The following is a 23,043-nucleotide window of genomic DNA, read 5'->3' on the forward strand; positions in this document are numbered from 1 at the left end:
CCCTTCCTTTCTATTCATTTTGAATAGTAATACGGTAACGAACACCTTCTTGCTCAGCTGACTCTACACTGATTTGGTAGCGATCTCCAAAATAGAGGACAAAGCGTTCGTGTACATTGATTATTCCAATTGATTGTCGCTCTCCGCTATAGCTTGCCTCGTGCTCAAAACTTCTCTGAGTTAGTTTTTCTTGCAAGCTAGCCAATTTCTCAGCAGTCATCCCGCGACCATTGTCTACCACTAGGATTTCAACGAATCCCTGGCCCTTCAAGGCTTTGATGCTGATTACATTATCTGTCCGACGGTGGTCAATACCGTGGGCAAAGTAATTTTCTACCAATGGTTGGAGCGTAAACTTGGGAATCTTCATATTTTCTAATTCTGGCGCGATCTTAAAGCCATAAGCAACAGACCTTGGATAGCGAACCATACAGAGATAGCTGTATTTGCGGCAAAATTCCAACTCCTGCTTCAACGTTGTTTCCCGCTCGTCGGAGATATTATTGCGTAACAAACTACTAAATTCATAGATAATATCTGCTAGCTCATCTTGGCTTTCCATCACCGCATACATCCGCAAGAACTCCAAGGTATTATACATAAAATGCGGGTTAATCTGAGCTTGCAAGGCCCGCATATTGGCATCTTTTTGGCTCAATTCCAACTGATAAATATCGTGGATATTCTTTTCCAGTCGGTCCAACATATCATTGGTTGTTTCTGAGATGAGGAGCAATTCCTGGTCTTTCTCAGAAGTATCAATGCGAAGTCTCTCTTCTCCTTGAGCAATAACCTGAATAGACTCAACCAAATCCACCACCTGCTTTTGGTAATTGGAAAAGGTCTGCCTCAGAGTGGTATACAAGATAATGATAAAGAGAATGCTTAGTCCAATAATGATAGCCGAACTGGTCAACGTTCCCTTAAGAACAAAATCCTTAGGAACGGCTACACGAACTTGATAGCCATGGGAGGTAACTCCTACAAGCCAGTCCTCCCGCTCGGCAGATACTGTCTCCCCAATCTGAAACATCTCGGTCTCAAAAGGCGAGGTTACCGTCACAGCCATTGGTGTGTGGCCACGGGTATTGTCAATAGCTCCACGTAAGACATCCGGAGATAAGGATATGTAAATCACTCCTAAATCCTTGTCAGAAACTGGATCGAATACAGGAATGGCAAAACTATTGGGAGCTGGTTTGAAATTTTCTGCTGGAATTTTCTCCCCACTACGTTTCTCTCTAGTAGAAACGTAGACTTCCTTGTAGTCTTGCAAAACAATTGCAACACCTGTCACAAAGTCATTTCTTACATACAAATCATCAATATTTTCATACAAGGATACTGAGACATAAGGAGACGCTTTACGTTGCAACAGCCAGTAAAAATAATCCGATGTACTCAGGCTAAAATACTTATAAATCCCCTCTATCCGTGCTCGATTTTCAACCAGTTCCTGCGCTAGCTGAGTCGACTCTCTATGGTAATATTCAATCTCACTCACTGTTCGAGTCGTTACACGTTGAGCTACTCTCTGGGCTTCTTTTTCACGGGAACTCCAGTCAGCATAGGAGAGCATGACCGCAAAGCTTGCAATGATGGCAATCATCACCAAGGTATAGATGCGCAAGAGCGAGTGGAGCCAGAACGGCTTCATTTTATTTTGTCGCCAATTTTTCATGGATACTTTCATATACGGGTTCCAACATATCACTGATAAAGAAATGCCACACACCAATTCCTACAAAAAAGAGGAGAGCAGGCATATAGTAACCAATTCCTACAAGCATGACCGTACCAAATAAAACCTTGGCAATTGCCGACAAATTCATAAAAATTCCGATAAGAGCGAGTTTTACAGTATTTCGATAAGAGAGCTCATAGTGAACTTGGAGTTTCAATGAAACGGTATAAGCCAAAAAAACAAAGGCAACAACAAGGATATTGAGAAAGGTTGCCAAAAGATGGAAGATAGTCTGATGGGGCAATTGAACCAAAAGGTACAAACCATAGATTAAGACTAAATCTACAAGTACAAAACTATAGAAAGCTAGGTTACTCTTGATAAAGTTGCTCTTATACAATTCCCAAGCTTCTTTCAAACTATAAGTCCGATAAGTATAACCGTGCTCCGCATATAAACTCATAAGAGTTGCACTAGCTGGTGCCAAACCAAAGACTACACCTCCTGCTAGTGTCAATAACCAGAAAAAAGCCGTCGCAATCATTCCTAAAAAGAAACGATTAAAGACGAATTCTAGAAACTTTCCCATAATATCCTCCTTAAAACAACTATGTAACTATTATATCATATTTCAAACGTTTTCAAAAACATAGAGCACCCATTTACAATCCTCTAAAAGCGTGATACAATTGATTTTGACAGTTTTATATAAGGAGATTCTCATGAAGAAAAATATCTTAACTACCCTCTTAGCCGTCGTTCTCTACTTCCTCTGTCTAGGAATCGGAGTATTACTTGGACACTTGGTCGACTCAACAGGCAATATGTTCTATGCGCCTGCCTTTTCTGCCCTTGTTGGGGGGAGTGTCTACATGCTTCTTTTGGCAAAAGTTCCTCGTTTTGGTGCCATTACCACTCTCGGATTCTTTATGGCTCTCTTTTTCCTGGCTAGTAAACACGGTGCTGGTGCCTTTCTACCAGCTATCACTTGCGGTCTTGCAGCAGATGCTATTGCTCGCCTCGGCCGCTATCATGATAAGATTAAAAATCTTCTCTCCTTCCTAGTTTTTGCTTTTAGCACAAGTGGTCCTATCTTCCTCATGTGGATCCGTCCCAAAGCTTACGTGGCCACCTTACTCGCACGTGGAAAATCCCAAGAATACATTGACCGTATCATGGTTACTCCAGAGCTAGACAAAATTTTTCTCTTTGTCGCAAGCATTCTCCTTGCTGCCTTAATTGGTGCCTTGCTTGGGCAGTTTCTAAGTCAAAAAATAGCCGATAAAAAAATATAATGTAAAAAGCCCTGAAGACTAGTAACACCTAGCTCCAGGGCCTTTTTGTATACAATCTTAAAATTCACTATAGATAAATTCTTGGATGTTCGAAAAATCGGTCACAAAACAATAAATCACGATACTTAAGATAACTGTATAGAAAAATAGTGTCCACAAGATTAAACGATGTGTGTTAGTTAGCTTGGTTTGCAAATTTGTAAAGTTCTTTTTCAACTTCCATCCATCCTTTCACTCCAACGTGCATCACGTCAAATAAAAAGTAATCATCATATTCTCTGTTTCCATAGTTTAGCACCGTTGCACCATGGCTTTTTGCGACATCTTCTATTTTTTTATAAGTTTTTTCCCGCATCTCTCTTGAGACACCTGTGTAGTCGTTCCATTTCCCGTTTACTGGGAAAATGATGACTTCAACTTCAATGCCCAATTCTTTGGCAACTGTCAAGAAAAGTTCCATATCTGAATACTCCGGTGACTCTAGGTAGCTCAAATCTTTATTGGAATCTTTCAACGATTCATAGCGATCTTTTAAGTAAGTATTGTAGTAGTTATTATCAACAGCATAGTCATTGTTGTCTGTTTTCTTTTTGACCTCTTCCACAAACTGATTCGTCATTTTCTCCCAATCATAGTCTGGGGTTTTATCTCCTGATGAGGGATAATCTGATTTAGCATGTTTTTGATAAAAAGTCTGTTTGAGCTTAAAGGAATACATAGCGTTCTCAAACTCTAATAGTTTTTTATCAACAATAGTTCCTTTTCCATCTATGAAATAACTTTTGTATTTTTTGTAGATGTCGTTTTGTTGCTTGTTTCCTTTGGTAATCTCAATGATGCGATTGATTATTTTTTCTTTCGTTTCCTTACTAATCTTGTCATTATCTAGCATGTGGAAAATATGTTCCTGAGAAGCCTTGTTCAAAAAGGCATCTTGATGGGTCCCATCTTTTTCAAACCACTGAACAGACTCTACTATAGCTACCTTTCGCTTAGTCATAGCTCCTTCAATAGAACCCAGGGTCGTAGCCTGAATGATGTTTTGAGAATAACTGGTCCCAATCTGCATGATATTAAAATCGTTGTAGTTAAAAATTTTATTGGGATGATAGTCCTCATTTATCGTCGCAACCAACTCTGAGGAACCCATTAGAATCAGTGTATTGGGGGTGATATTGCTTGTTATAATATCTCTACTTTTATACTTTTCATATGAGGTGCTATAGCGAATACTGTTATCCTTGACTTTATAATAATCATCAATCTTCTTGACATACGTCACATTTAAAAGGGCAAGCGTCGCAATTACGAGCACAAGCGATAGTAAAAATGCTTTTAATTTAATCATCTCGTTTTATCCTATCCCTTCGATCTGTCCGATTTCTTTTCAATCTCTTATCTCTTTAAAATCGTCAGTAAGATTTTATAGGGTTCACCTGAAAAGATAAAGAAACCGACCATAACCAAATTCATGGTCACAAACCAACTTAGTAGCTTATACCAGTTTTTATTTTTATTTTTCTTATAAAAATTGCTTTTCTTTTGATACACTTCAAATCCAGCCATCAAGACACCATGGTAAAAACCATAGACAATGTAGCTAACACTAAGACCATGCCAAAAACCCATAACCAACATATTGACCATATAGGCATAGGTTGCATTGTGTAGCCTATTTTTAAACCATTTTTTCCTGATAACCTGCATCAATACTCTTGAAAATACAAAATCTCTCAACCAGGTAGACAAGGTGATATGCCATCTGGTCCAGAAATCCTTGATATCGACACTCAAGAAAGGTTTGTTAAAGTTCATTGGTGTCTGAATACCTAGAATATTACTACTTCCAACGGCCATTAGACTATAGCCTGCAAAGTCGAAGAACAGATACAAGGTATAGAGGTACATATACTTGATTGAGTAAACGACTGTGCCAGTATTATTTAGAGTGAGTAACATCTGGTAAACATAGGTTGATAAAACAACCTTGTAAAGAAGGCCTAGAACGATACGATACACACCGTCTCCTGCTAACTCTAGATACTCTTTTCGGGGCATGACCTCGTTTATCTCTTTTAAAAATCTCCTACTCCGATCAATCGGACCAGCACTAACTGTTGGGAAAAAGAGCAAAAACTGTAGATAATCTTTTACAGTGATTTTTTCTTTGATCAAGCCATCCGATATTTCTAGCATGATCTGAATGGTCTTAAAGGACATATAGGAAATACCAATAAAGGCCAACAAATGCAGAGAAGTCAGGGCAAAGACTTTATTGATCACCAAGGGAAGAATGGAAAGGAAAACCAGTGGTTTCAGCCGCTTTGCTTCTATCCTCTGTGCTAGAAAAACCAGAAAATATTGATAAACGACAAAGGCAAGCAAATAGACAATCATTGCTCGACTCTTACCATAGATAGCTCCTACAAATAAGAGGGAGAGCGCCAAAATATAGTAGTCCTTACGTTTTTCAAAAAAGTTTACCACAAAACCAATCAGTAAAACTACAAACAAGAGAAGGAAGAAATCATTCCCCTCAAAATAATTCATATCAACCGAACTCCTTTTTCATTTTCTCATCTCGCTTCAAGGTTTATCTTTCTAGTTTTTTCCTATCCTATCACCAGAGAGAGTTAACTTTATCTATTATACCATAATTTAAAAACTTTAAATGCCCCTGTTGGCAGCTTCCTAGAACAAAAAAGAGCCGAATGGCTCTTTTTATTTATGACTTAATTTCTTGGTCAAGAAATCTCCCAAGAACTGAATCGTGAAGATAATCAAGATGATAATGATGGTTGCTAAAACTGTCACATCGTGATTGAAACGGTTGAATCCATAAGCAATGGCTACATTACCGATACCACCAGCTCCGACCGCACCAGCCATAGCTGTTTCACCGACTAGTGAAATCAAGGTCACAGTCGTCACACGAATCAAATCTGGAAGACCTTCCGATAGATAAACACCCACGATGTCCCAGAATGTCGCTCCGCTAGCCTGAGCCGCCTCAATGACACCACCATCTAGCTCAGCCAAGACAACCTGCACCTGACGGGCAAAGAAGGCAAAGACTGCAAAAGAAAGTGGCACAAGGGCTGCATTTGGCCCGATACTAGTCTTCACAATCAAGTGAGAAAGTGGTGACAAGATTGCCAAAAGGATGATGAAGGGAACCGCACGGAAAATTGAGGTAATCTTGTCTAAAATCCAGAAAACGACCTTGTTCTCCAAGACACCACCTGGCGCTGTCAAGACGAGGAAAAGACCTGCCACCAGTCCCAAGAACCCTCCGATAATGAAGGAAAGAACTGTCATATAAAGAGTTAGGTAAATGGCTGTTCCCCAGCCAGCCTGACCAGCCCAGCCCATTTTATAGACATTTGGTAAATAGGTTTGAATCAACTCTGTCATTCTACTGTCCTCCCTTCAATACTTTTAACTGTACGCCAGCTTGGCGGATAGCTTCTTGAGCACCTGCTAGCGCCGCTTTTTCTCCTGACAAGACCACAACCAATTCTCCAACAGGAGTGCCATCGAGAATTTCGATATTTCCATAAAGGATATTAGCCGTTACTTGGTAATGTTTGTACAATTCATTCAAAAGTGGCTCATCTGTCGAAGCCCCTGCATACTTGAGCTGCACTAAAATACTGTTCTCAGATAAGTGCTCTACGATTTCTTGCTTCTCAATCTTGACCATAGCTTCATCAATACCTGTAGCTGTTGAGATAAAGTCCTGTGTCAAAAGTTGTTTAGGGTCTGAGAAGATCTCAAGGACACTGCCTTCTTCAATCAAACGGCCATCCTGCATAACTGCCACACGGTTGGCAATATCTTTGACAATCTGCATTTCATGCGTAATCAAGACAACCGTCAAGCCTAATTTTTGGTTCAAATCTTGCAACAAGGCCAAAATCTGCTTGGTTGTCTTAGGGTCAAGGGCAGACGTTGACTCGTCTGAAATCAAAATTTTCGGATCATTGGCCAAGGCACGCGCAATAGCCACGCGCTGTTTTTGCCCTCCAGATAGTTGTGAAGGATAGTTTTCAGCACGATCTGCCAAGCCAACCAAGTCTAACAACTTAGCTACTTTTGCTTTCTTTTCTTCCTTGCTGAGTCCAGAGTGTTTGAGGGCAAAGGCTACATTTTCCTCTGCTGTCTTTTGACTCATCAGGTTGAAATGCTGGAAAATCATTCCAATGTCTTGGCGTTTACGACGCAACTGCTCGGCCGTCAAGGTTACCTTTCCGTCAAAAATGACGTCGTTATCAATGGTAATTTTCCCTGCAGATGGCTTTTGCAAGAGGTTAATCACCCGTACAAGGGTTGATTTTCCTGCTCCAGAATATCCAACGATTCCGTAGATATCCCCTTCTTGGATGTGAATGGTCACATCCTTGACTGCTGTGATGGTTCTCTTCTTCTGGTGAAAAGTCACATCGATCTGATCTAACTTGATAATATCTCTACTCATAGCTTCTAATCAGCTCCTCTACTAATTCAATATGGGTGTAGTAATCGGCGATTCGCACGTTTTCATCTCCACCGTGGTCTCGGCTATTGGCATTCCCTAGACCGAAGGCCACCATTGGTACCTCTAGGGCATCAAAGACTGTATGCATCGGTCCTGTTCCCGCTGTTGTTGGCAAGACTGATACGCCCTGTGGATAGAATTTCTTGGCCAACTCGATCACGTTGAGAATGGCTGGCGCGCTCATATCGCTTCGATAGCTCATCTCTCCCAAGGTATAGTATAATTCTACCTTATCAAAGCCATTTTTGTCTAGCTGTTTCCGAATTTTTTCCAGAACAGTATGCGGTTCTAGGCCAGGAACCAAACGAACCTCTAGCTTGGCACTGGCTTCTGCTGGCAAAATCGTTTTAACCCCTTGCCCTTGATAACCTGACTGAATCCCTTCGATATTAAGGGCTGGCTCGAAAAAGAAACGTTTTAGAAAGGCAGCACGATCCTCTTGTAAGAGAGGCAATTCCAAGCCATAAATACGACTAATTTCCTCAGGATTGCGTTGGGCATAGGTATCTACCAGGGCTAGTTCTCGTTCATTTGGCTCTTGAACATCCTCGTACAAGCCTTCTACTAAGATACGTCCATCTGCTGCACGTAGGCTACTTAAGGCCTGGATAAGGTACCATGGTGCTGACTCCACGACACCACCATAACTCGAGTGGATATCCACATCAGCACTTTTCACATTAGCATCAAAGGTTACAATTCCCTTATTACCACCCGAAATTTCTAGCTGTTCCAAGGCGTTCTTGGTACCTTGTTCCCAGACTAGCAAGTCCGCCCCACGAAGTTTGTCTGCGTGTTTCTCTAAATACTTATCTAAATCCATAGAAGCAGACTCCTCTGCCCCTTCCATGATAAAGCTGATATTGACAGGTAGGTCATCATGGTGTTGCATGTATTTTCTCAAAGCGCTCAAACGAGCCGTTATATGCCCCTTGTCGTCGTCAACCCCACGCCCATACATAAAGCCATTTCGTACAGAAAGGGTAAAAGGATCCTCTGTCCACACCTGGTCACTATCCGCTGGCACGGTGTCATAGTGGTTATAGAAGATCAAGGTCTTAGCATCTGGACGCGAACTCTTGAAATGCGCCATGACAAAGGGAGCCGTATAAGTCTCATCAATCTCGACTTCCGCTCCCACACGCTTGAAAATCTCACCCAGATAGTTTGCGACTTCCTTAAGTCCAACCTGCTGGGCAAAGACTGATTTCTTGGAAATTAAGGTGCGCAAGACTTCAAAATAATGTTGAGCCACATGATCCTTTTCAAATTTTTCAATCTGTTCTTGTTCGCTAGGAAAAACCATTTTCTCTCTCTTTCTACTATGTACTTGTGTCCTTGGAACGACAACAAGTGCCTCTTTAAAATCAACTCTCTAGACAAAAGTAAGAGGTGGAAACTCTCTCCCACCTCCCTGTGTCTTATTACCAAACTGGTTGATCCAAACCGTCTGATGTTTCTTCGATAACTTTTTTCACTTCATCAGTGTGGTAAGCCGCGATAATTTTCTTGATGGCATCAGCCTTAGGTGATGATTCCCAATCTTTTTTCGCAACGATGATGTTGTACCATTGTTTTGAGTTTTCGTCAGCTTGTTCTTTGAATAGCGCTTTCTTGTAGTCCAATTTTGCTTCTGTAACGAAGGTATTGTTTACGACGGCAGCGTCAACTGATGACAATGAACGAGCTGTTTGGCTAGCATCCAATTCAGTGATTTTCAAGTTCTTAGGATTTTCTTTGATGTTTGCGATAGTAGCAAGTTCAGTTCCTGAAACATCCAATTTGATCAAACCAGCTGATTGAAGCAAGTAAAGCGCACGGCTTTCGTTTGTTGCATCGTTTGGCACAGCGATTTCGCCGTTATCTGGGATTTCTTCCACTTTCGTGTACTTGTTTCCTTCCCCATTTTTACCTGAGTAAAGGCGGATTGGTGAGATGTACGTATCTGCAATCGCTACAAGGTCTTTCCCGTTTTCCTTGTTCCAGTTGTTCAAGAAGTTGTAGTGTTGGAAGGCGTTCAAGTCTACTTCGCCATCAGCAGTTGCCTTGTTTGGTTGAGAGTAGTCAGTGAACTCTGTGAATTCCAATTTAATACCATCTTTTTTAACCAATTCTTGGATTTTATCCCAACGCGCTTCTTCAGAACCGCTACGGTTAACTGTTGCAATTTTGACAACTGTTTCGTTGTCTGCTTTCTTTTCTGAATTTCCGCAAGCTGCAAGAGTCAAACCTGCGACTGTAGCAAGAGCTGCTACACCGAGCCATTTTTTAATTTTCATGATTCTTTCTCCTTTAAAAATAATACCGTAATAGTATCTCATACTTTATTTGATTTCACAAATTGTTATTAGATAGTCAGATATATAGTTTAAAACTATATCCTTAAAAACTGAGAAATCATCCACCTTATTCAGAATGGATGATTTCAAAAAATTATTTAATATCAGCTTCTGCTGGTAGGTAAGTGTCTCCGAAGAATTGTTTAGACAATTTTTCAAGAGTTCCGTCTTTGTAGAGTTCTTGGATACGTTTGTCTACAAATGATTTCAACTCATCTTGACCTTTAGCAAGAAGTGGGTAAACATAAGGTTGTTGGTCGCTTGGAAGTTCGATCACTTTCAAGTTGTCCAAACCTTGGTCCTTGATGACTGTTTCAACACCGATTTTATCAAAAATCTTGTAGTCAAACTGGCCATCGCTCAAGCGTCCCATGATTTGTTGGAAGTCCGCTTTAGTATACTTTAGGACAGTTGGATTATCTGAATGTTGTTTGTTGTAGTCTTCTAGCTGTTTAGCAGAAGTTGTCCCTTGAACAACTTCTGTTGATTTTCCACCGATATCATCAAGCGATTTGATGCTAGGGTCATCTTTTTTCACTACAAGAACGTTAGGGTTTTTAGCAGTTGGAGCTGCATAAAGGTATTTTTCAGCACGTTCTTTAGTGTAGCTGATGTTGCTAACAGCCATATTGTAACGGTCGGCATCAAGTCCTGCAAAGACTCCTGACCACTCTGTCTTCTCAAACTTGACATCATACTTGTCAGAGTCTTTAAAGATAGCGCGAACCACTTCAATTTCGTAACCAGTCAATTCGCCATTTTCTTCATAGTTAAATGGTTTTGGTGTAGCATTAGTTGCAACGATAATTTCTTTCTTGCTAGCTGCTTCTCCTTCTTTCTTAGCACCACCTGAGCAAGCTGCTAACACACCTGCAGCAACAAGAGCAAGGGCAGCAAGAGATGAGTATTTAACGATTTTTTTCATATCATTTCCTCCAAAATAGAATACTGTACTATCTTAACATAAAATATTTTTTTTCGCCATTATATGATACCTATCTCGGTGATAGGTTTTTCTTATAGCTGATTAAAAGACCAGACGCAAGACTGCAATCAAGACCACTCCAAAAAGAACCGTACCCACTAGATTGCGATAGCGAAAGGCTACCCAAGCCGTTGGAAAGACTGCTAAAAAGTCTAGCCATTTGATCTGAGGAAGGCTCCCAACCTTACCTGTCACTACGCTTGAAAGGATCAAGGCAAAGATAATGGAAACAGGTAAAAACTTCAAAAAACGCTCAACGATAGCTGGCAAACCCTTGTACTTAACCAAGATGAAAGGAATCATACGAGGTATCCAAGTCACCAACCCTGAGAAAACTACAGCTAATAAAAGATACTTACTGACCATCTAAGAACACCCCCATGGTACAACCTAGCAAAGTCGCAAAAAGAACAGCCAGCGACTGGGACACAACTGTCAGGAGCAAAAAGAAAGACACCGCAACAACTGCTAGGATCAGCAGCAGATTGCGGCCAGGAACCCGTCTTTGCATAATCTGGAATTGCGAAGTAAAAATCCCGATAAACATCCCAACAAGGGCAAAGTCTAATCCAAAGACCTCAGGATTTGGAAGAAGCCCACCTAAAGCTGTCCCCGCCACTGTCCCCACAAACCAGGCTACATAACTATTGAGATTGTTCCCGTGCATCCACATGGGATGGACCTTGTCTGTATGGGCTAATTCTCCCATCAAAACTCCGTAAGTCTCATCTGTCAAGAGACTGGACATGCCTATGTTTTGCCAGAGACTAGTATGACGGAAATAGGTCGACGCATGCAAGCTTAGCAAAAAGAGGCGCAAGTTGATCAAGAAGACCGTCATAGCAATTGCTGCCACAGGCGCTTGGACCGCAATCAGTGCCAACATGGCAAACTGGGCGCTCCCAGCATAAACAAAGAGGCTCATCAAGCCCATCTCAACAGGTGTCACATAGGGCGCACCGATAATCCCACAAGCCAGGCCAATGCTGACATAGCCAAGGGCAGTCGGCATGGCCGCCTGTGCACCTTCCCAAAATCCTTTTTCTTTCATCTCTCTCCTCTTATTCTCTTCGTTTGAGGCTGTTCAAGGTCACAGCCACAGCAAGGAATATTATAACACATTCAAAGAAGAGAAAAAAGTTTAGAGTTTGAAACTAGTAGCTAGCAAAAAATGCTGAAATCCCCTGAGTGTTATTAATGCATCCTAAACTGATCCACCCGAATAGTATACTTTTTATCTTCAATTTCTTTAGCATCTTCATCTTCTGTCGGATAAACATCGATCCAAAATTCTCTCCTTTGTCCTTTCAACTTGACTTTATAGCGATAGCCGTCATCGTATAGTCCTACCGTCTCGGTAGTTACAGATTGAACATTCGGAAGAGCTTCAATTTCTTTTTTTATAGTCTGGGATAGATTATTGAGCACTACTTGTTGCTCCACCTTTGAAGTTACAGGAATATGAACTGTCGCTTTTTCCAAGCGATGTGATTTTGAAAATGTGAATCTTGCTCGACCTGTATAACCATTCAAAGTAATATTTTCGTAATCATAGAAAAGGCGTCCCGTTTTATAGAAGTAGGGGTCTTCTGCACGCCAAGTGTCCCGATAGGCCGTCTCTGTTTCCTCCACTACCTCGCTAGCCTCTCCAAACACTTCTTCAAAGGATTTAAGGGACATATTGAACGAAAGGGAATCAAACAAGACCAGTTGTGTCTGTTTAACATTCTGGCAAGCTGATAAAAGCATGAGGAAAGCTCCAAGAGCAAGTAGACTACTGATTATTTTTGTAAATTTCATATTTCTACTATACTAAAAAACTCTCAGACTGACAAACTTTGATAGAATCGGATTCCGTGATTGATTTTAAAAATGCTTCTTTTTGTTTTAAATTGAGCAAGAGTCAGTAACAAACCGTCATAATAAGAAAAAGACTGGGAAGCCAGCCTTATCTATGTGATGTAAAAAATTCTGCCAAACCTAATACCCAAACACCAATAAGCTGACGATAATTAAAAAGCTATTCCACAAGATGTGGAGCGCTATTGACCAATAAACTGAACGAGTATAACGAAAGAACATACAGAGTAGCAGACCTGCTCCAGCATAAATGATGAAGTCTGTTAACACCCATCCATATTGCAAAACATGAATAAGACTAAAGAGAGTGGAGGAAACGATGACATCTATATAGTACTTTTTCAATTTAGATAGTGCTGTCATCAGAAGCCCACGAAAGACCAATTCTTCAACTATCGGAGCAATGAGACTGCCATAGAGAATGCGCGTTACAAAGTAACTAATTCCTGTCAAATTAGCTGCTTCTTTCACAATTGCACTCCCATTTTGCGTGCTAGGAAAGATCCGAGTCATTATATTTACCCACAAAAACATCAATATAAAGGAAAGAAAGAAAATACCCAGATAGGACCAACGAAACTGGAATCGACCGTACTCTTTCCAACGTTGACTCTTAACAAGAATCACAGTAGCAGCAATTCCCTCAATTACTATCAATAAAATTTGAATCCCATAAAATCCAAAATCGGATAACTGCTTCACTGAGTCTAATTTTGCTACAAGATTAAAAATCGAGTAATAGGACACGAGCACCAAAATTGTCCCTAAATAAAATTTCGTTTCTTTCCTTTTCATAGTTGATCCTTTTAAGTTTTATTTACGTCGTCTTTCAGCCAAACCTACCCAGAGTCCTTTCATCCAATCAAAAGCTCCGTAAGGGCTTGGTCCAGCACTACAAACTGACTCGGGAATTTTATGTCACAGCTAGTGTTCTCTTTTACTAATTAGGATTCTTGAAAAATTCTAAAACAACAAGGGGAGAATCTGACCAATGCCATTGTAGACTATGTGCAGTCCAATAGGCCAATAAATGGACTTTGTCACTCTAAATAAGACTGCAAATATGAGACCGCCACCCATATAGAAGACAAAGTCTGTCAATACCCAACCGTGGTTACTAATATGCAAGATCCCGAATAAAGCAGCAGAACCAAGCACATCCAGTCCCCATTTCCTTCCTTTTTCCAGAGCGGTCATCACCAACCCACGATAGATTATCTCTTCAAAAATGGGACCTGCAATCACAGGATAGAGAAAATACATCAAAAATACCGTAGCTCCTGTAAAAGTAGGAACACCCAGTTGATAAGCAATTTCATTTTTGGTAGGTGGGAAAATAAAAAATGTAAGGAAATTCCAAATAACAAAAGCAAGAAGAGCTAGAAAGGAATAAAAAAGATAGGAACCTTTAAATTTTCGACTGTTGATTTTCTGCCATTTCCCTGACCAAATCATAACAATAATAGCAAGCAGAACCACAAGAAAATTCAACAGCATATCCGACAAATAATAGGCAAAGTCAGATAGACCAGCAACAAGGTCGCTATGTAAAAGCAAACGAATGAAGAACTGGTCAGCAATGACAAGCAAAACAGCTATAATAAAGTAGTAGTTAGAAATTATTTTTTTCATTTTATTTTCTCCTATACTATGAAATAAAGACAGTATAACACGAAAACTACCCTATCTTAGAAAATCGCATATTTGACATTTTTTCTTATAGAAATTTCAGATTTGCGATTGTGGACTAATCGATAAGCTCTTTGTATTGCTTCAAACGTAATTCGAAGAGGGCTATCAATTGTGGATTTTCTAATACTTGCAGAGATTGGATAAAGTGTTCAATCTCTTTTTGATTGCTTCCCTTGGTTTGAAGGAAGATACTCATCTTCTTTAAAAATTGCCACAATAATTTCTCAAAAACATCATACGGACGAAGCATGCTCCCTAACTCAGACTCAAAGATTGGGATGTAAGAGAAAAGCTTACGCTCCATGAGCTCTGAGATGATATTGAGATAGCCACTTTTCATATACAGTCTATTGTGTGCCAATTCTTTAAATTCCTTGGATTTTTCGAGCAAAGAGGTAGATAAAAAAATCAGATCTTGATTGCTCAAAAAAGGCATGGTATTGCAAAAGATATAGAGTTCAAACCAGGTCCAAGACTCGATAGCATAGAGGTAGGTGGTCAAAAACTCACGATCCTCCTCTTCGAGTAGATAGCTTTTATCCAAGGAATGGATAGCATTTTTAATCACAATAGCATTCAAACGACGATAAGTCTGTGCCATCTGTTCTTGCTCGACCTCCTCTAATAGTTGCTCTAAGGCAGCTATATCTTGATGGGCAAAACGATCTACAACTTTTCGTCCAAATCGCATATGTGGGGATTCCTGATAATTATTAAGCTTGTGTCCAAACTCATCGAAGGTCACATTTATCCCTTGGATCGCTAGGATCAACTTATCTGCAGACAGCATAGACTGCCCTAATTCAAACTTGGATAGCTGGGATGCTGTCAGTCCATCACAAGCTACATCTGACTGCTTGAGTTTTCGCGCCAAGCGTAATTCCTTGTAAAATTCTCCCAATTCTTGTTTTTCAATCATGGCCAAACTCCCCTTTAAAAATTCCCTTTACTATTCTATTCGTAAAAAATTTTACTTTTTTACATATTATAAAATATTTTAGCAAAAAAGCCAGCCTCAAGCTGACTCTTTATTCCATCGTATCAAAAGCGAGGCTTGGTTTGGCATTGAGATCCAAGTCTGCAAAGTTTTCTTTATTCCACTCGCTAACACTAGCATAGGCAATCATACCTGCATTGTCTCCGCAAAGGCGTAGGGGTGGAATGATGACCTTAACATCTGTGATTTCAGCTGCCAAGCGTTCTCTAAGACCTTTATTGGCAGCCACGCCACCGGCTACGACTAGAGTTTTAACAGGGTATTTTGCCAAGGCTTTCTTGGTTTTTGCCATAAGAATATCCATGACTGCAGCTTGGAAAGATGCTGACAGGTCTTCCTTGGACAAGCTTTCTCCCTTTTGCTCTGCATTGTGATGAAGATTGATAAAGGCAGACTTCAAACCTGAGAATGAAAACTCCAGATTGTCCTCCTTAATCATGGCACGAGGGAAATCATAAATATCCTGTCCCTGATGAGCCAACTCGTCAATTTCGCGACCTGCTGGATAGGTCAATCCCATGACACGACCGACCTTATCATAAGCCTCACCAACCGCATCATCTCTTGTCTCACCAACAATCTTGTAATCCCCAGCCTCAGAAACATAGACCAACTCCGTGTGCCCACCGCTGACCAAGAGAGCTAGCAAGGGAAACTCCAAAGGTTCCACACTCTGAGCTGCCATGAGGTGGCCCGCCATGTGGTTAACAGGGATAAGCGGAAGGCCGTGAGCCCAAGCAAAGGCCTTTGCAGCCGACAAACCAACTAGTAGGGCTCCGACCAATCCTGGTCCATAGGTAACCGCAACAGCTGTTACGTCGTTTTCGGTAATCCCTGCTTCTGCTAGTGCCTCCTCGATGCAGGCTGTGATAACCTCGACATGGTGACGACTGGCTACTTCTGGCACTACGCCCCCAAAACGTTTGTGACTCTCAATTTGACTCGCAATGACATTGGACAAGAGCTCATCATCGTTTTTCAGTACGGCAACACTGGTCTCATCACAGGATGTCTCAAATGCTAAAATATATCTATCCTTCATCTACTTCTCTCTTCATGATGATGGCGTCCTCGACTGGGTCATGGTAGTAGGCCTTGCGCTCAGCGATGACCGCCATCTTTTCTTTCTTGTAAAATGCTTGCGCTCGTTGATTTGACTTTCTGACTTCTAGGAAAATTTCCTTATCTGTCGGCAATGTTGCAAACAAGGCTGACGCAATTCCCTGACCCTGATAGGCTCCTTTGACAGCGATTTGCAGAATTTCTGCCTCAAAGAGATTCTCCTGCACGGCTAGAAAGCCAATCACTTCTGCCCCGTCCAAAGCCACAGCATACCAAGTTTGGTCTTGGGACAGGTCCGCTTGGATTTGTTCCAGCGTCCAAGGACTGACTGGGTAAATAGCTTCCATGACAGCATAGATGACTTGAGCCAAGTCAGGTTGCTGTTGGATTCGTTTGATTTCTATCATAGGCGTTTAATGTAGGACTCGCCAGACTCGGTGTGGTTCTTAAGCCAGTTTTCCTCTGCCTCAACACGCTTGAGGTAATTCGGCACAAAGTCATGTAAAGAGTCTGCTGCCTTGTCCCAGGCCAAAAGAGCTAGATTAGCTGCATTTGGCAAGGTTTCTTGGTAGCTAGCTTGTGGTAGCTGTTCTTGGATCTGCTCCACAAAGGCACCAACTTCTCCGACAAAGGTCACCTGGTCAGCATCCTTGACTTTTTCTAGCACTTCCGCAAAGGACAGGTGTGCTTCTGACATGACAGGTTTAGCATTTTCATAAAATCCTGCGTAAACATTGTTGCGACGTGCGTCCATAACAGGAACCACCAAGCCTTCTTGCTGAGTCGGCACCAGAGCCAAGAGGCTAGACATTCCAACTAACTCAATATTCAGAGTATGAGCCAAGGTCTTGGCAGTTGCCACTGCGATCCGCAAACCTGTGTAGCTACCTGGTCCCTCTGCCACCACGATTCGATCCAAATCCTTGGGCGTCCAATCCAAACTTGCCATCAAAAAATCAATGGCAGGCATGAGGGTAATACTGTGATTCTTCTTGATATTAATCGTCGTCTCGGCAAGAATCTGCTTGTCCTCTAAGATAGCGAGAGATAGAGCCTTGCTGGACGTATCAAAAGCTAATACTTTCATAACACATTCCTATCTTTTTGTCTGTTTACTATTATACTACAAAAGCTGACGCATGGGAATTTTCTTTCTCCCCAAACAAAAAGCCTTACCACTTAGACAAAGGGGAAGGCACAAAAATTTAAAAAAATTTTACATTTTTCCTATCTTTTCCGAAAATATAAGTGAACAAGAAAATTGAAAGGATCTTCGTAAAAAATTTGGATCAGGCATTTATGTTTCAACTCGATTTTCGATGTTAGAAATCATCATCGAAAACATAAGGATATCACCTGAAAATAGAAAAATCCGCCCCATCTATCAAGACGAGGTGGTTTTTCTGTATATTTAGATGAATAATTGAGCTCAAACATTTAAACCAAAATGAAAAACGAGCCAGACAACATAGGTGACAAGAAGGAGAAAAATTGAATAGAGCGTCACAAAAGCAAGCTTCCAAAGGAATTTTGTTTTGCGGTGTTCTAGATACGTAAAAATAAGATTTCCACCATAGACACAGGCTACAAAAACTATAAACATCAAGAGGCGAACCCCTGCTGCAAATTCAAACAAACTAAACATCCTTAATCCTCCTTGTTTTAAAAGCTATAGGGAATATTCCCATCCATAAACTTCCCTTTCTCTTTCCATTATAACACCTAAGCGCTCTCCAACCAAATCCTACCTGTCTTTTTGCTCCTTCTTCCCCTACCGACTTTCTCTATTTCCGTCTTTTACTAATTTTTCATTTTGTGGTATAATTGAAATAATTGTAACGAATCAAGGTCAATCTAGACACAAAATGGAATGAAATCAAGCAAATCTCTACTAAAAGTTTGGAATAAGCTGACCTGTAAATAGAAAGGAACTATATGATTTACAAAGTTTTTTATCAAGAAACAAAAGAACGTAGCCCACGTCGTGAAACAACACGCTCACTTTACCTAGACATCGATGCCAACTCAGAACTTGAGGGCCGTATCGCTGCTCGCCAACTTGTCGAAGAAAACCGCCCAGAGTACAACATCGAGTATATCGAACGCTTGTCTGACAAATTGCTAGATTACGAAAAAGAAACTGGCGCTTTCGAAATCACGGAGTTCTAATATGGCCTACACTCTTAAACCTGAAGAAGTCGGCGTTTTTGCCATCGGTGGTCTGGGAGAAATCGGGAAAAATACATATGGAATTGAATACCAAGACGAGATTATCATCGTCGATGCTGGGATTAAATTCCCAGAAGATGACTTGCTCGGTATCGACTACGTTATCCCCGACTACTCTTACATCGTGGACAATATCGACCGCATCAAGGCTGTCTTGATCACACACGGACACGAGGACCACATTGGTGGGATTCCTTTCCTGCTCAAGCAAGCAAATGTCCCTATCTACGCCGGACCACTTGCCCTGGCTTTGATCCGTGGGAAACTCGAAGAACACGGTCTCTTGCGCAACGCCAAACTTTACGAAATCAACCACAACACTGAGTTGACCTTTAAAAATCTCAAGGCAACTTTCTTTAGAACCACCCACTCTATTCCAGAGCCTTTGGGGATTGTTATTCATACTCCTCAAGGAAAAATCGTCTGTACGGGTGACTTCAAGTTCGACTTCACTCCAGTTGGAGAACCTGCTGACTTGCACCGGATGGCAGCCCTTGGTGAAGAAGGCGTACTCTGCCTCCTGTCTGACTCGACAAATGCAGAAGTGCCAACCTTTACCAACTCTGAAAAAGTCGTTGGTCAGTCCATCATGAAGATTATCCAAGGCATTGAAGGACGTATCATCTTTGCATCCTTTGCCTCAAATATCTTCCGTCTCCAGCAAGCAACAGATGCCGCTGTTAAGACTGGACGCAAGATTGCGGTCTTTGGACGTTCGATGGAAAAGGCCATTGTCAACGGTATCGAGCTTGGCTACATCAAAGCTCCTAAGGGAACCTTTATCGAGCCAAATGAAATCAAAGACTATCCTGCAGGCGAGGTTCTTATCCTCTGTACAGGTAGTCAGGGCGAGCCGATGGCAGCCCTCTCTCGTATCGCCAACGGAACCCACCGTCAGGTACAACTCCAACCCGGCGATACCGTTATCTTCTCTTCTAGTCCAATCCCTGGAAACACCACTAGCGTCAACAAGTTGATTAACATTATCTCAGAAGCTGGTGTCGAAGTCATCCACGGTAAGATTAACAATATCCACACCTCTGGACACGGTGGCCAGCAAGAGCAAAAACTCATGCTCCGTTTAATTAAGCCAAAATACTTCATGCCTGTTCACGGTGAATACCGCATGCAGAAAGTCCATGCTGGACTAGCGGTGGATACGGGTGTCGAGAAGGACAATATCTTTATCATGAGCAATGGTGATGTGCTTGCCCTTACTGCTAACTCAGCCCGTATCGCAGGGCATTTCAACGCCCAAGACATCTATGTCGATGGAAATCGTATCGGTGAAATCGGTGCGGCTGTCCTCAAAGACCGTAGAGATCTATCTGAAGATGGTGTCGTTCTAGCAGTCGCAACTGTTGACTTCAAGTCTAAAATGATCTTGTCTGGGCCTGACATCCTCAGCCGAGGATTTGTCTACATGCGAGAGTCTGGCGACTTGATTCGTCAAAGCCAGCGCATCCTCTTCAATGCTATTCGTATCGCATTGAAGAACAAAGATGCTAGCGTGCAATCTGTCAATGGTGCCATCGTCAACGCTATTCGCCCCTTCCTTTATGAAAATACAGAACGTGAACCGATCATCATCCCTATGATCCTCACACCAGATGAAGAATAATACTCTTCGAAAATCAAATTCAAACCACGTCAGCTTCGCCTTGCCGTACTCAAGTACAGCCTTCGGCTAACTTCCTAGTTTGCTCTTTGATTTTCATTGAGTACAAGTCAACAAAACAGCTCCGAAGACGGAGCTGTTTTTCTCTATGCTTTCTTTTGAGATTAAAACTCAATAAAAATCGAAATCAGACTAGAAGGCTAGGCGAAAGCATAACTTAAGTTAGGTGAGCCGAAGCCGACGACGTATCATTTTGATTTTTGAATAGTTTTAGAAATACTACGGTTTTTACCTTCAAGATACACCATCAAAATAGAAATATCTGCTGGATTTACTCCCGAAATACGGCTGGCTTGGCCGATAGTTTCTGGATTGATGAGTTTGAACTTCTGACGGGCTTCTGTTGCAATGGAGTCAATATCATCCCAGTCGATATTGGCTGGAATGCGTTTTTCTTCCATGCGTTTCATCTTGGCAACCTGATCCATAGCTTTGGAAATATAGCCTTCGTACTTGATTTCTGTTTCAATCAATTCGATAATCTTGTCATCCAAGTCCTCAGCAGCTGGCCCGATGAAGGCTACCACATCTTGGTAAGAAACTTCTGGACGGCGAAGGAATTCCTTGGCTGTCACCGCATCTGTCAACGGTTTGAAGCCCATCTCCTCAACCTTGGCATTGGTTTCCTTGACCGGCTTGAGTTTGATACTATCTAGGCGTTTCATCTCATTGTCAAATTGATTTTTCTTGATTTCAAAACGAGCCCAGCGTTCATCATCCACAAGGCCAATCTCACGACCCATCTCGGTCAAACGCATATCGGCATTGTCATGACGGAGGATGAGACGGTATTCAGCACGACTGGTCAAGAGACGGTAGGGTTCAATGGTTCCCTTGGTCACCAAGTCGTCAATCATCACCCCGATATAACCGTCACTGCGCTTCAAAATCAATTCAGGCTTGCCTTGGATTTTCAGAGCCGCATTGATACCAGCGATAATCCCTTGTCCAGCAGCCTCTTCGTAACCTGACGTTCCATTTGTCTGACCAGCAGTGAAAAGTCCTGAGATCTTCTTGGTTTCCAGAGTCGCACGCAACTGGTGTGGCAAGACCATGTCGTACTCAATGGCATAACCAGTACGCATCATTTCAGCATTTTCCAAACCTTTGATGGAATGAACCAAATCACGTTGGACATCCTCAGGTAGACTGGTTGAAAGACCCTGAACATAAACTTCCTCTGTATTGCGCCCTTCCGGCTCAAGGAAGAGCTGGTGACGTTCCTTATCCGCAAAGCGCACAATCTTGTCCTCAATCGACGGACAGTAACGAGGGCCCACACCCTTAACTACACCTGTAAACATAGGCGCACGGTGGAGGTTGTTTTGGATAATCTCATGACTAGTACCGTTGGTATAGGTCAACCAGCATGGCACTTGGTCCTTGACATAGTCCTCATCACGTGAAGTGTAGGAGAAGTGATTAGGCGCCTCGTCTCCTGGCTGAATCTCTGTCACATCGTAGTTGATAGAAGAAGCCTTGACACGTGGAGGCGTTCCTGTCTTGAAACGACCAATTTCGAGCCCAAGTTCCTTGAGATTGTCAGCTAGGTTAATCGAAGCCAGACTGTGGTTTGGTCCTGATGAGTATTTGAGATCTCCGATGATGATTTCCCCACGGAGGGCAGTCCCTGTAGTCACGATAACAGCCTTGGCAGCATACTCTTGATGAGTTGCTGTACGAACACCGACAACCTTGCCATCTTCCACCAAAATCTCATCAATCATGGTTTGACGAAGGGTCAGATTCTCTTGATTTTCAACTGTCTTGCGCATCTCCTTAGAGTAAAGTTCCTTGTCAGCCTGCGCACGAAGGGCACGGACAGCAGGTCCTTTCCCTGTGTTGAGCATCTTCATCTGTATGTAAGTCTTGTCAATATTCTTGGCCATTTCCCCACCGAGGGCATCCACTTCACGCACGACAATCCCCTTGGCAGAACCACCGATCGAAGGGTTACAAGGCATGAAAGCCAGCATTTCGATGTTGATAGTCGCAAGCAAGACCTTACAGCCCATACGGCTAGCTGCTAGGGATGCTTCTACCCCCGCGTGCCCCGCACCGATTACAATGATATCGTATTCTTCTGTAAAATTATAAGTCATTTTCTCTCCTATTCCTCAATATGAATGTGTCGTAGTTGGTCGTCCCAATCTGGTAGAGCCGTTTTTAAAAAGGCTGGAACTAGCTGGATATTCTGGAGCTGATTCAAGTCAATCCACTCACAAGGCTGCATTTTTTCGTCTTCCTGCATGGTCAATGGAGCTTCTTCAAGCAAGTTCACCAGATAATGAAACTCGATGTTGTGATAGGAAACACCGTCCTGTTCAAAACGATTTTCAACCACGAAAGCTAGCTGCCCAGCTTGAGCTTTGACACCCAGTTCTTCTCTCACTTCACGGACTACCGCGTCTTCCGTGCTTTCATTGACTTGAATCGCACCGCCGATAGTGTAATACTTGCCCTTATCTTTGGTAACTAGGAGCTTGCGATTTTGAAGAATCAAGGCTGTCGCCCGAACACCAAAGACTGTATTTCCCACTTTTGTCCGAAAGTCTTGCTGAGTCATTTTTGTCCTTTCCCTTAAACGACACAAAAACAGTCAAAACTCCAAAGAAGTGCAGGACAAAAAGCCTGCAACATCCATGAGCTTTGACCATCATTTCTATTGCTGTTATTATTGTAGCA

At 41.9% G+C, this 23,043-nt stretch carries 24 protein-coding genes; 3 read left to right on the plus strand and 21 right to left on the minus strand.

What is annotated here, in order from left to right; genetic code table 11:
* Positions 1–10 precede the first annotated feature (10 nt).
* Entirely contained in the window at positions 11–1,681 is a 1,671-nt protein-coding gene (locus K1I53_RS05530) for a sensor histidine kinase (RefSeq protein WP_223328766.1), read from the minus strand.
* Entirely contained in the window at positions 1,659–2,273 is a 615-nt protein-coding gene (locus K1I53_RS05535) for a YesL family protein (protein WP_223328672.1), read from the minus strand. Before K1I53_RS05535 ends, K1I53_RS05530 begins: the two co-directional genes overlap by 23 nt.
* Positions 2,274–2,406: 133 nt before the next feature.
* On the opposite strand from K1I53_RS05535, the gene K1I53_RS05540 reads away from it, so the two are divergent.
* Complete coding sequence (locus tag K1I53_RS05540) at positions 2,407–2,979, plus strand: MptD family putative ECF transporter S component (RefSeq protein WP_223328673.1); 573 nt, start codon at positions 2,407–2,409, stop codon at positions 2,977–2,979.
* A gap of 175 nt (positions 2,980–3,154) precedes the next feature.
* Here K1I53_RS05540 and dltD read toward each other — a convergent pair whose 3' ends face one another.
* The 17 genes from dltD to K1I53_RS05625 all read right to left on the minus strand — a co-directional run bounded on the left by dltD (position 3,155) and on the right by K1I53_RS05625 (position 18,096).
* Positions 3,155–4,327 (minus strand): D-alanyl-lipoteichoic acid biosynthesis protein DltD, encoded by a 1,173-nt coding sequence (gene dltD / locus K1I53_RS05545; RefSeq protein WP_223328674.1) that lies wholly within the window; start codon positions 4,325–4,327, stop codon positions 3,155–3,157.
* Positions 4,328–4,374: 47 nt separating this feature from the next.
* On the minus strand, positions 4,375–5,529 hold the full coding sequence (gene dltB, locus K1I53_RS05550) for a D-alanyl-lipoteichoic acid biosynthesis protein DltB (RefSeq protein ID WP_223328675.1): 1,155 nt from the start codon (positions 5,527–5,529) through the stop codon (positions 4,375–4,377).
* Positions 5,530–5,700: 171 nt separating this feature from the next.
* On the minus strand, positions 5,701–6,393 hold the full coding sequence (locus K1I53_RS05555) for a methionine ABC transporter permease (protein WP_169446989.1): 693 nt from the start codon (positions 6,391–6,393) through the stop codon (positions 5,701–5,703).
* Between the two features lies 1 nt (position 6,394).
* Positions 6,395–7,456 carry a methionine ABC transporter ATP-binding protein gene (locus K1I53_RS05560; protein ID WP_223328676.1) on the minus strand — a complete coding sequence of 354 codons (1,062 nt, stop codon included), beginning with the start codon at positions 7,454–7,456 and terminating at the stop codon, positions 6,395–6,397.
* On the minus strand, positions 7,449–8,822 hold the full coding sequence (locus tag K1I53_RS05565) for a M20 family metallopeptidase (RefSeq protein ID WP_223328677.1): 1,374 nt from the start codon (positions 8,820–8,822) through the stop codon (positions 7,449–7,451). The genes K1I53_RS05560 and K1I53_RS05565 overlap by 8 nt, the downstream gene beginning before the upstream one ends.
* Positions 8,823–8,940: 118 nt before the next feature.
* The gene (locus K1I53_RS05570; protein WP_084948300.1) at positions 8,941–9,795 is read right to left on the minus strand and encodes a MetQ/NlpA family ABC transporter substrate-binding protein; all 855 of its coding nucleotides are present in this window, start codon (positions 9,793–9,795) and stop codon (positions 8,941–8,943) included.
* A 154-nt stretch (positions 9,796–9,949) separates the two neighbouring features.
* Positions 9,950–10,780: an amino acid ABC transporter substrate-binding protein gene (locus tag K1I53_RS05575; RefSeq protein WP_084948299.1), complete on the minus strand. Its 831-nt coding sequence runs from the start codon at positions 10,778–10,780 to the stop codon at positions 9,950–9,952.
* 102 nt (positions 10,781–10,882) lie between these two features.
* Positions 10,883–11,206: an AzlD domain-containing protein gene (locus K1I53_RS05580; RefSeq protein WP_033685607.1), complete on the minus strand. Its 324-nt coding sequence runs from the start codon at positions 11,204–11,206 to the stop codon at positions 10,883–10,885.
* A complete protein-coding gene (locus K1I53_RS05585; RefSeq protein ID WP_223328678.1) occupies positions 11,196–11,891 on the minus strand; it encodes an AzlC family ABC transporter permease in 696 nt (231 codons plus the stop codon). Before K1I53_RS05585 ends, K1I53_RS05580 begins: the two co-directional genes overlap by 11 nt.
* A 143-nt stretch (positions 11,892–12,034) precedes the next feature.
* Positions 12,035–12,640 (minus strand): hypothetical protein, encoded by a 606-nt coding sequence (locus K1I53_RS05590; protein WP_223328679.1) that lies wholly within the window; start codon positions 12,638–12,640, stop codon positions 12,035–12,037.
* A gap of 180 nt (positions 12,641–12,820) precedes the next feature.
* On the minus strand, positions 12,821–13,495 hold the full coding sequence (locus tag K1I53_RS05595; RefSeq protein WP_223328680.1) for a CPBP family intramembrane glutamic endopeptidase: 675 nt from the start codon (positions 13,493–13,495) through the stop codon (positions 12,821–12,823).
* A gap of 168 nt (positions 13,496–13,663) precedes the next feature.
* Positions 13,664–14,332 (minus strand): CPBP family intramembrane glutamic endopeptidase, encoded by a 669-nt coding sequence (locus tag K1I53_RS05600; RefSeq protein WP_223328681.1) that lies wholly within the window; start codon positions 14,330–14,332, stop codon positions 13,664–13,666.
* Positions 14,333–14,447: 115 nt separating this feature from the next.
* Positions 14,448–15,311 (minus strand): Rgg/GadR/MutR family transcriptional regulator, encoded by an 864-nt coding sequence (locus tag K1I53_RS05605; RefSeq protein WP_223328682.1) that lies wholly within the window; start codon positions 15,309–15,311, stop codon positions 14,448–14,450.
* Positions 15,312–15,420: 109 nt separating this feature from the next.
* Complete coding sequence (tsaD, locus tag K1I53_RS05610; RefSeq protein ID WP_223328683.1) at positions 15,421–16,431, minus strand: tRNA (adenosine(37)-N6)-threonylcarbamoyltransferase complex transferase subunit TsaD; 1,011 nt, start codon at positions 16,429–16,431, stop codon at positions 15,421–15,423.
* On the minus strand, positions 16,421–16,858 hold the full coding sequence (gene rimI / locus K1I53_RS05615; protein ID WP_223328684.1) for a ribosomal protein S18-alanine N-acetyltransferase: 438 nt from the start codon (positions 16,856–16,858) through the stop codon (positions 16,421–16,423). Before rimI ends, tsaD begins: the two co-directional genes overlap by 11 nt.
* Complete coding sequence (gene tsaB / locus K1I53_RS05620) at positions 16,855–17,538, minus strand: tRNA (adenosine(37)-N6)-threonylcarbamoyltransferase complex dimerization subunit type 1 TsaB (protein ID WP_223328685.1); 684 nt, start codon at positions 17,536–17,538, stop codon at positions 16,855–16,857. Before tsaB ends, rimI begins: the two co-directional genes overlap by 4 nt.
* Before the next feature lie 342 nt (positions 17,539–17,880).
* The gene (locus tag K1I53_RS05625) at positions 17,881–18,096 is read right to left on the minus strand and encodes a hypothetical protein (protein WP_223328686.1); all 216 of its coding nucleotides are present in this window, start codon (positions 18,094–18,096) and stop codon (positions 17,881–17,883) included.
* Positions 18,097–18,386: 290 nt separating this feature from the next.
* Here K1I53_RS05625 and K1I53_RS05630 point away from each other — a divergent pair, with 290 nt between their 5' ends.
* Together K1I53_RS05630 and rnjA are read left to right on the plus strand one after the other, a co-directional pair.
* Positions 18,387–18,620 (plus strand): DNA-dependent RNA polymerase subunit epsilon, encoded by a 234-nt coding sequence (locus K1I53_RS05630; protein WP_223328687.1) that lies wholly within the window; start codon positions 18,387–18,389, stop codon positions 18,618–18,620.
* 1 nt (position 18,621) lies between these two features.
* Positions 18,622–20,301 (plus strand): ribonuclease J1, encoded by a 1,680-nt coding sequence (rnjA, locus tag K1I53_RS05635; protein WP_223328688.1) that lies wholly within the window; start codon positions 18,622–18,624, stop codon positions 20,299–20,301.
* 245 nt (positions 20,302–20,546) lie between these two features.
* On the opposite strand, the gene mnmG is transcribed toward rnjA, so the two are convergent.
* Both mnmG and K1I53_RS05645 read right to left on the minus strand, forming a co-directional pair.
* Entirely contained in the window at positions 20,547–22,460 is a 1,914-nt protein-coding gene (mnmG, locus tag K1I53_RS05640) for a tRNA uridine-5-carboxymethylaminomethyl(34) synthesis enzyme MnmG (protein ID WP_223328689.1), read from the minus strand.
* Between the two features lie 8 nt (positions 22,461–22,468).
* Positions 22,469–22,924 (minus strand): NUDIX hydrolase, encoded by a 456-nt coding sequence (locus K1I53_RS05645; RefSeq protein WP_223328690.1) that lies wholly within the window; start codon positions 22,922–22,924, stop codon positions 22,469–22,471.
* Positions 22,925–23,043: the final 119 nt, after the last annotated feature.

It is taken from the genome of Streptococcus oralis, from assembly GCF_019929365.1.
Classification (GTDB): Bacteria; Bacillota; Bacilli; order Lactobacillales; family Streptococcaceae; genus Streptococcus; species Streptococcus oralis_BT.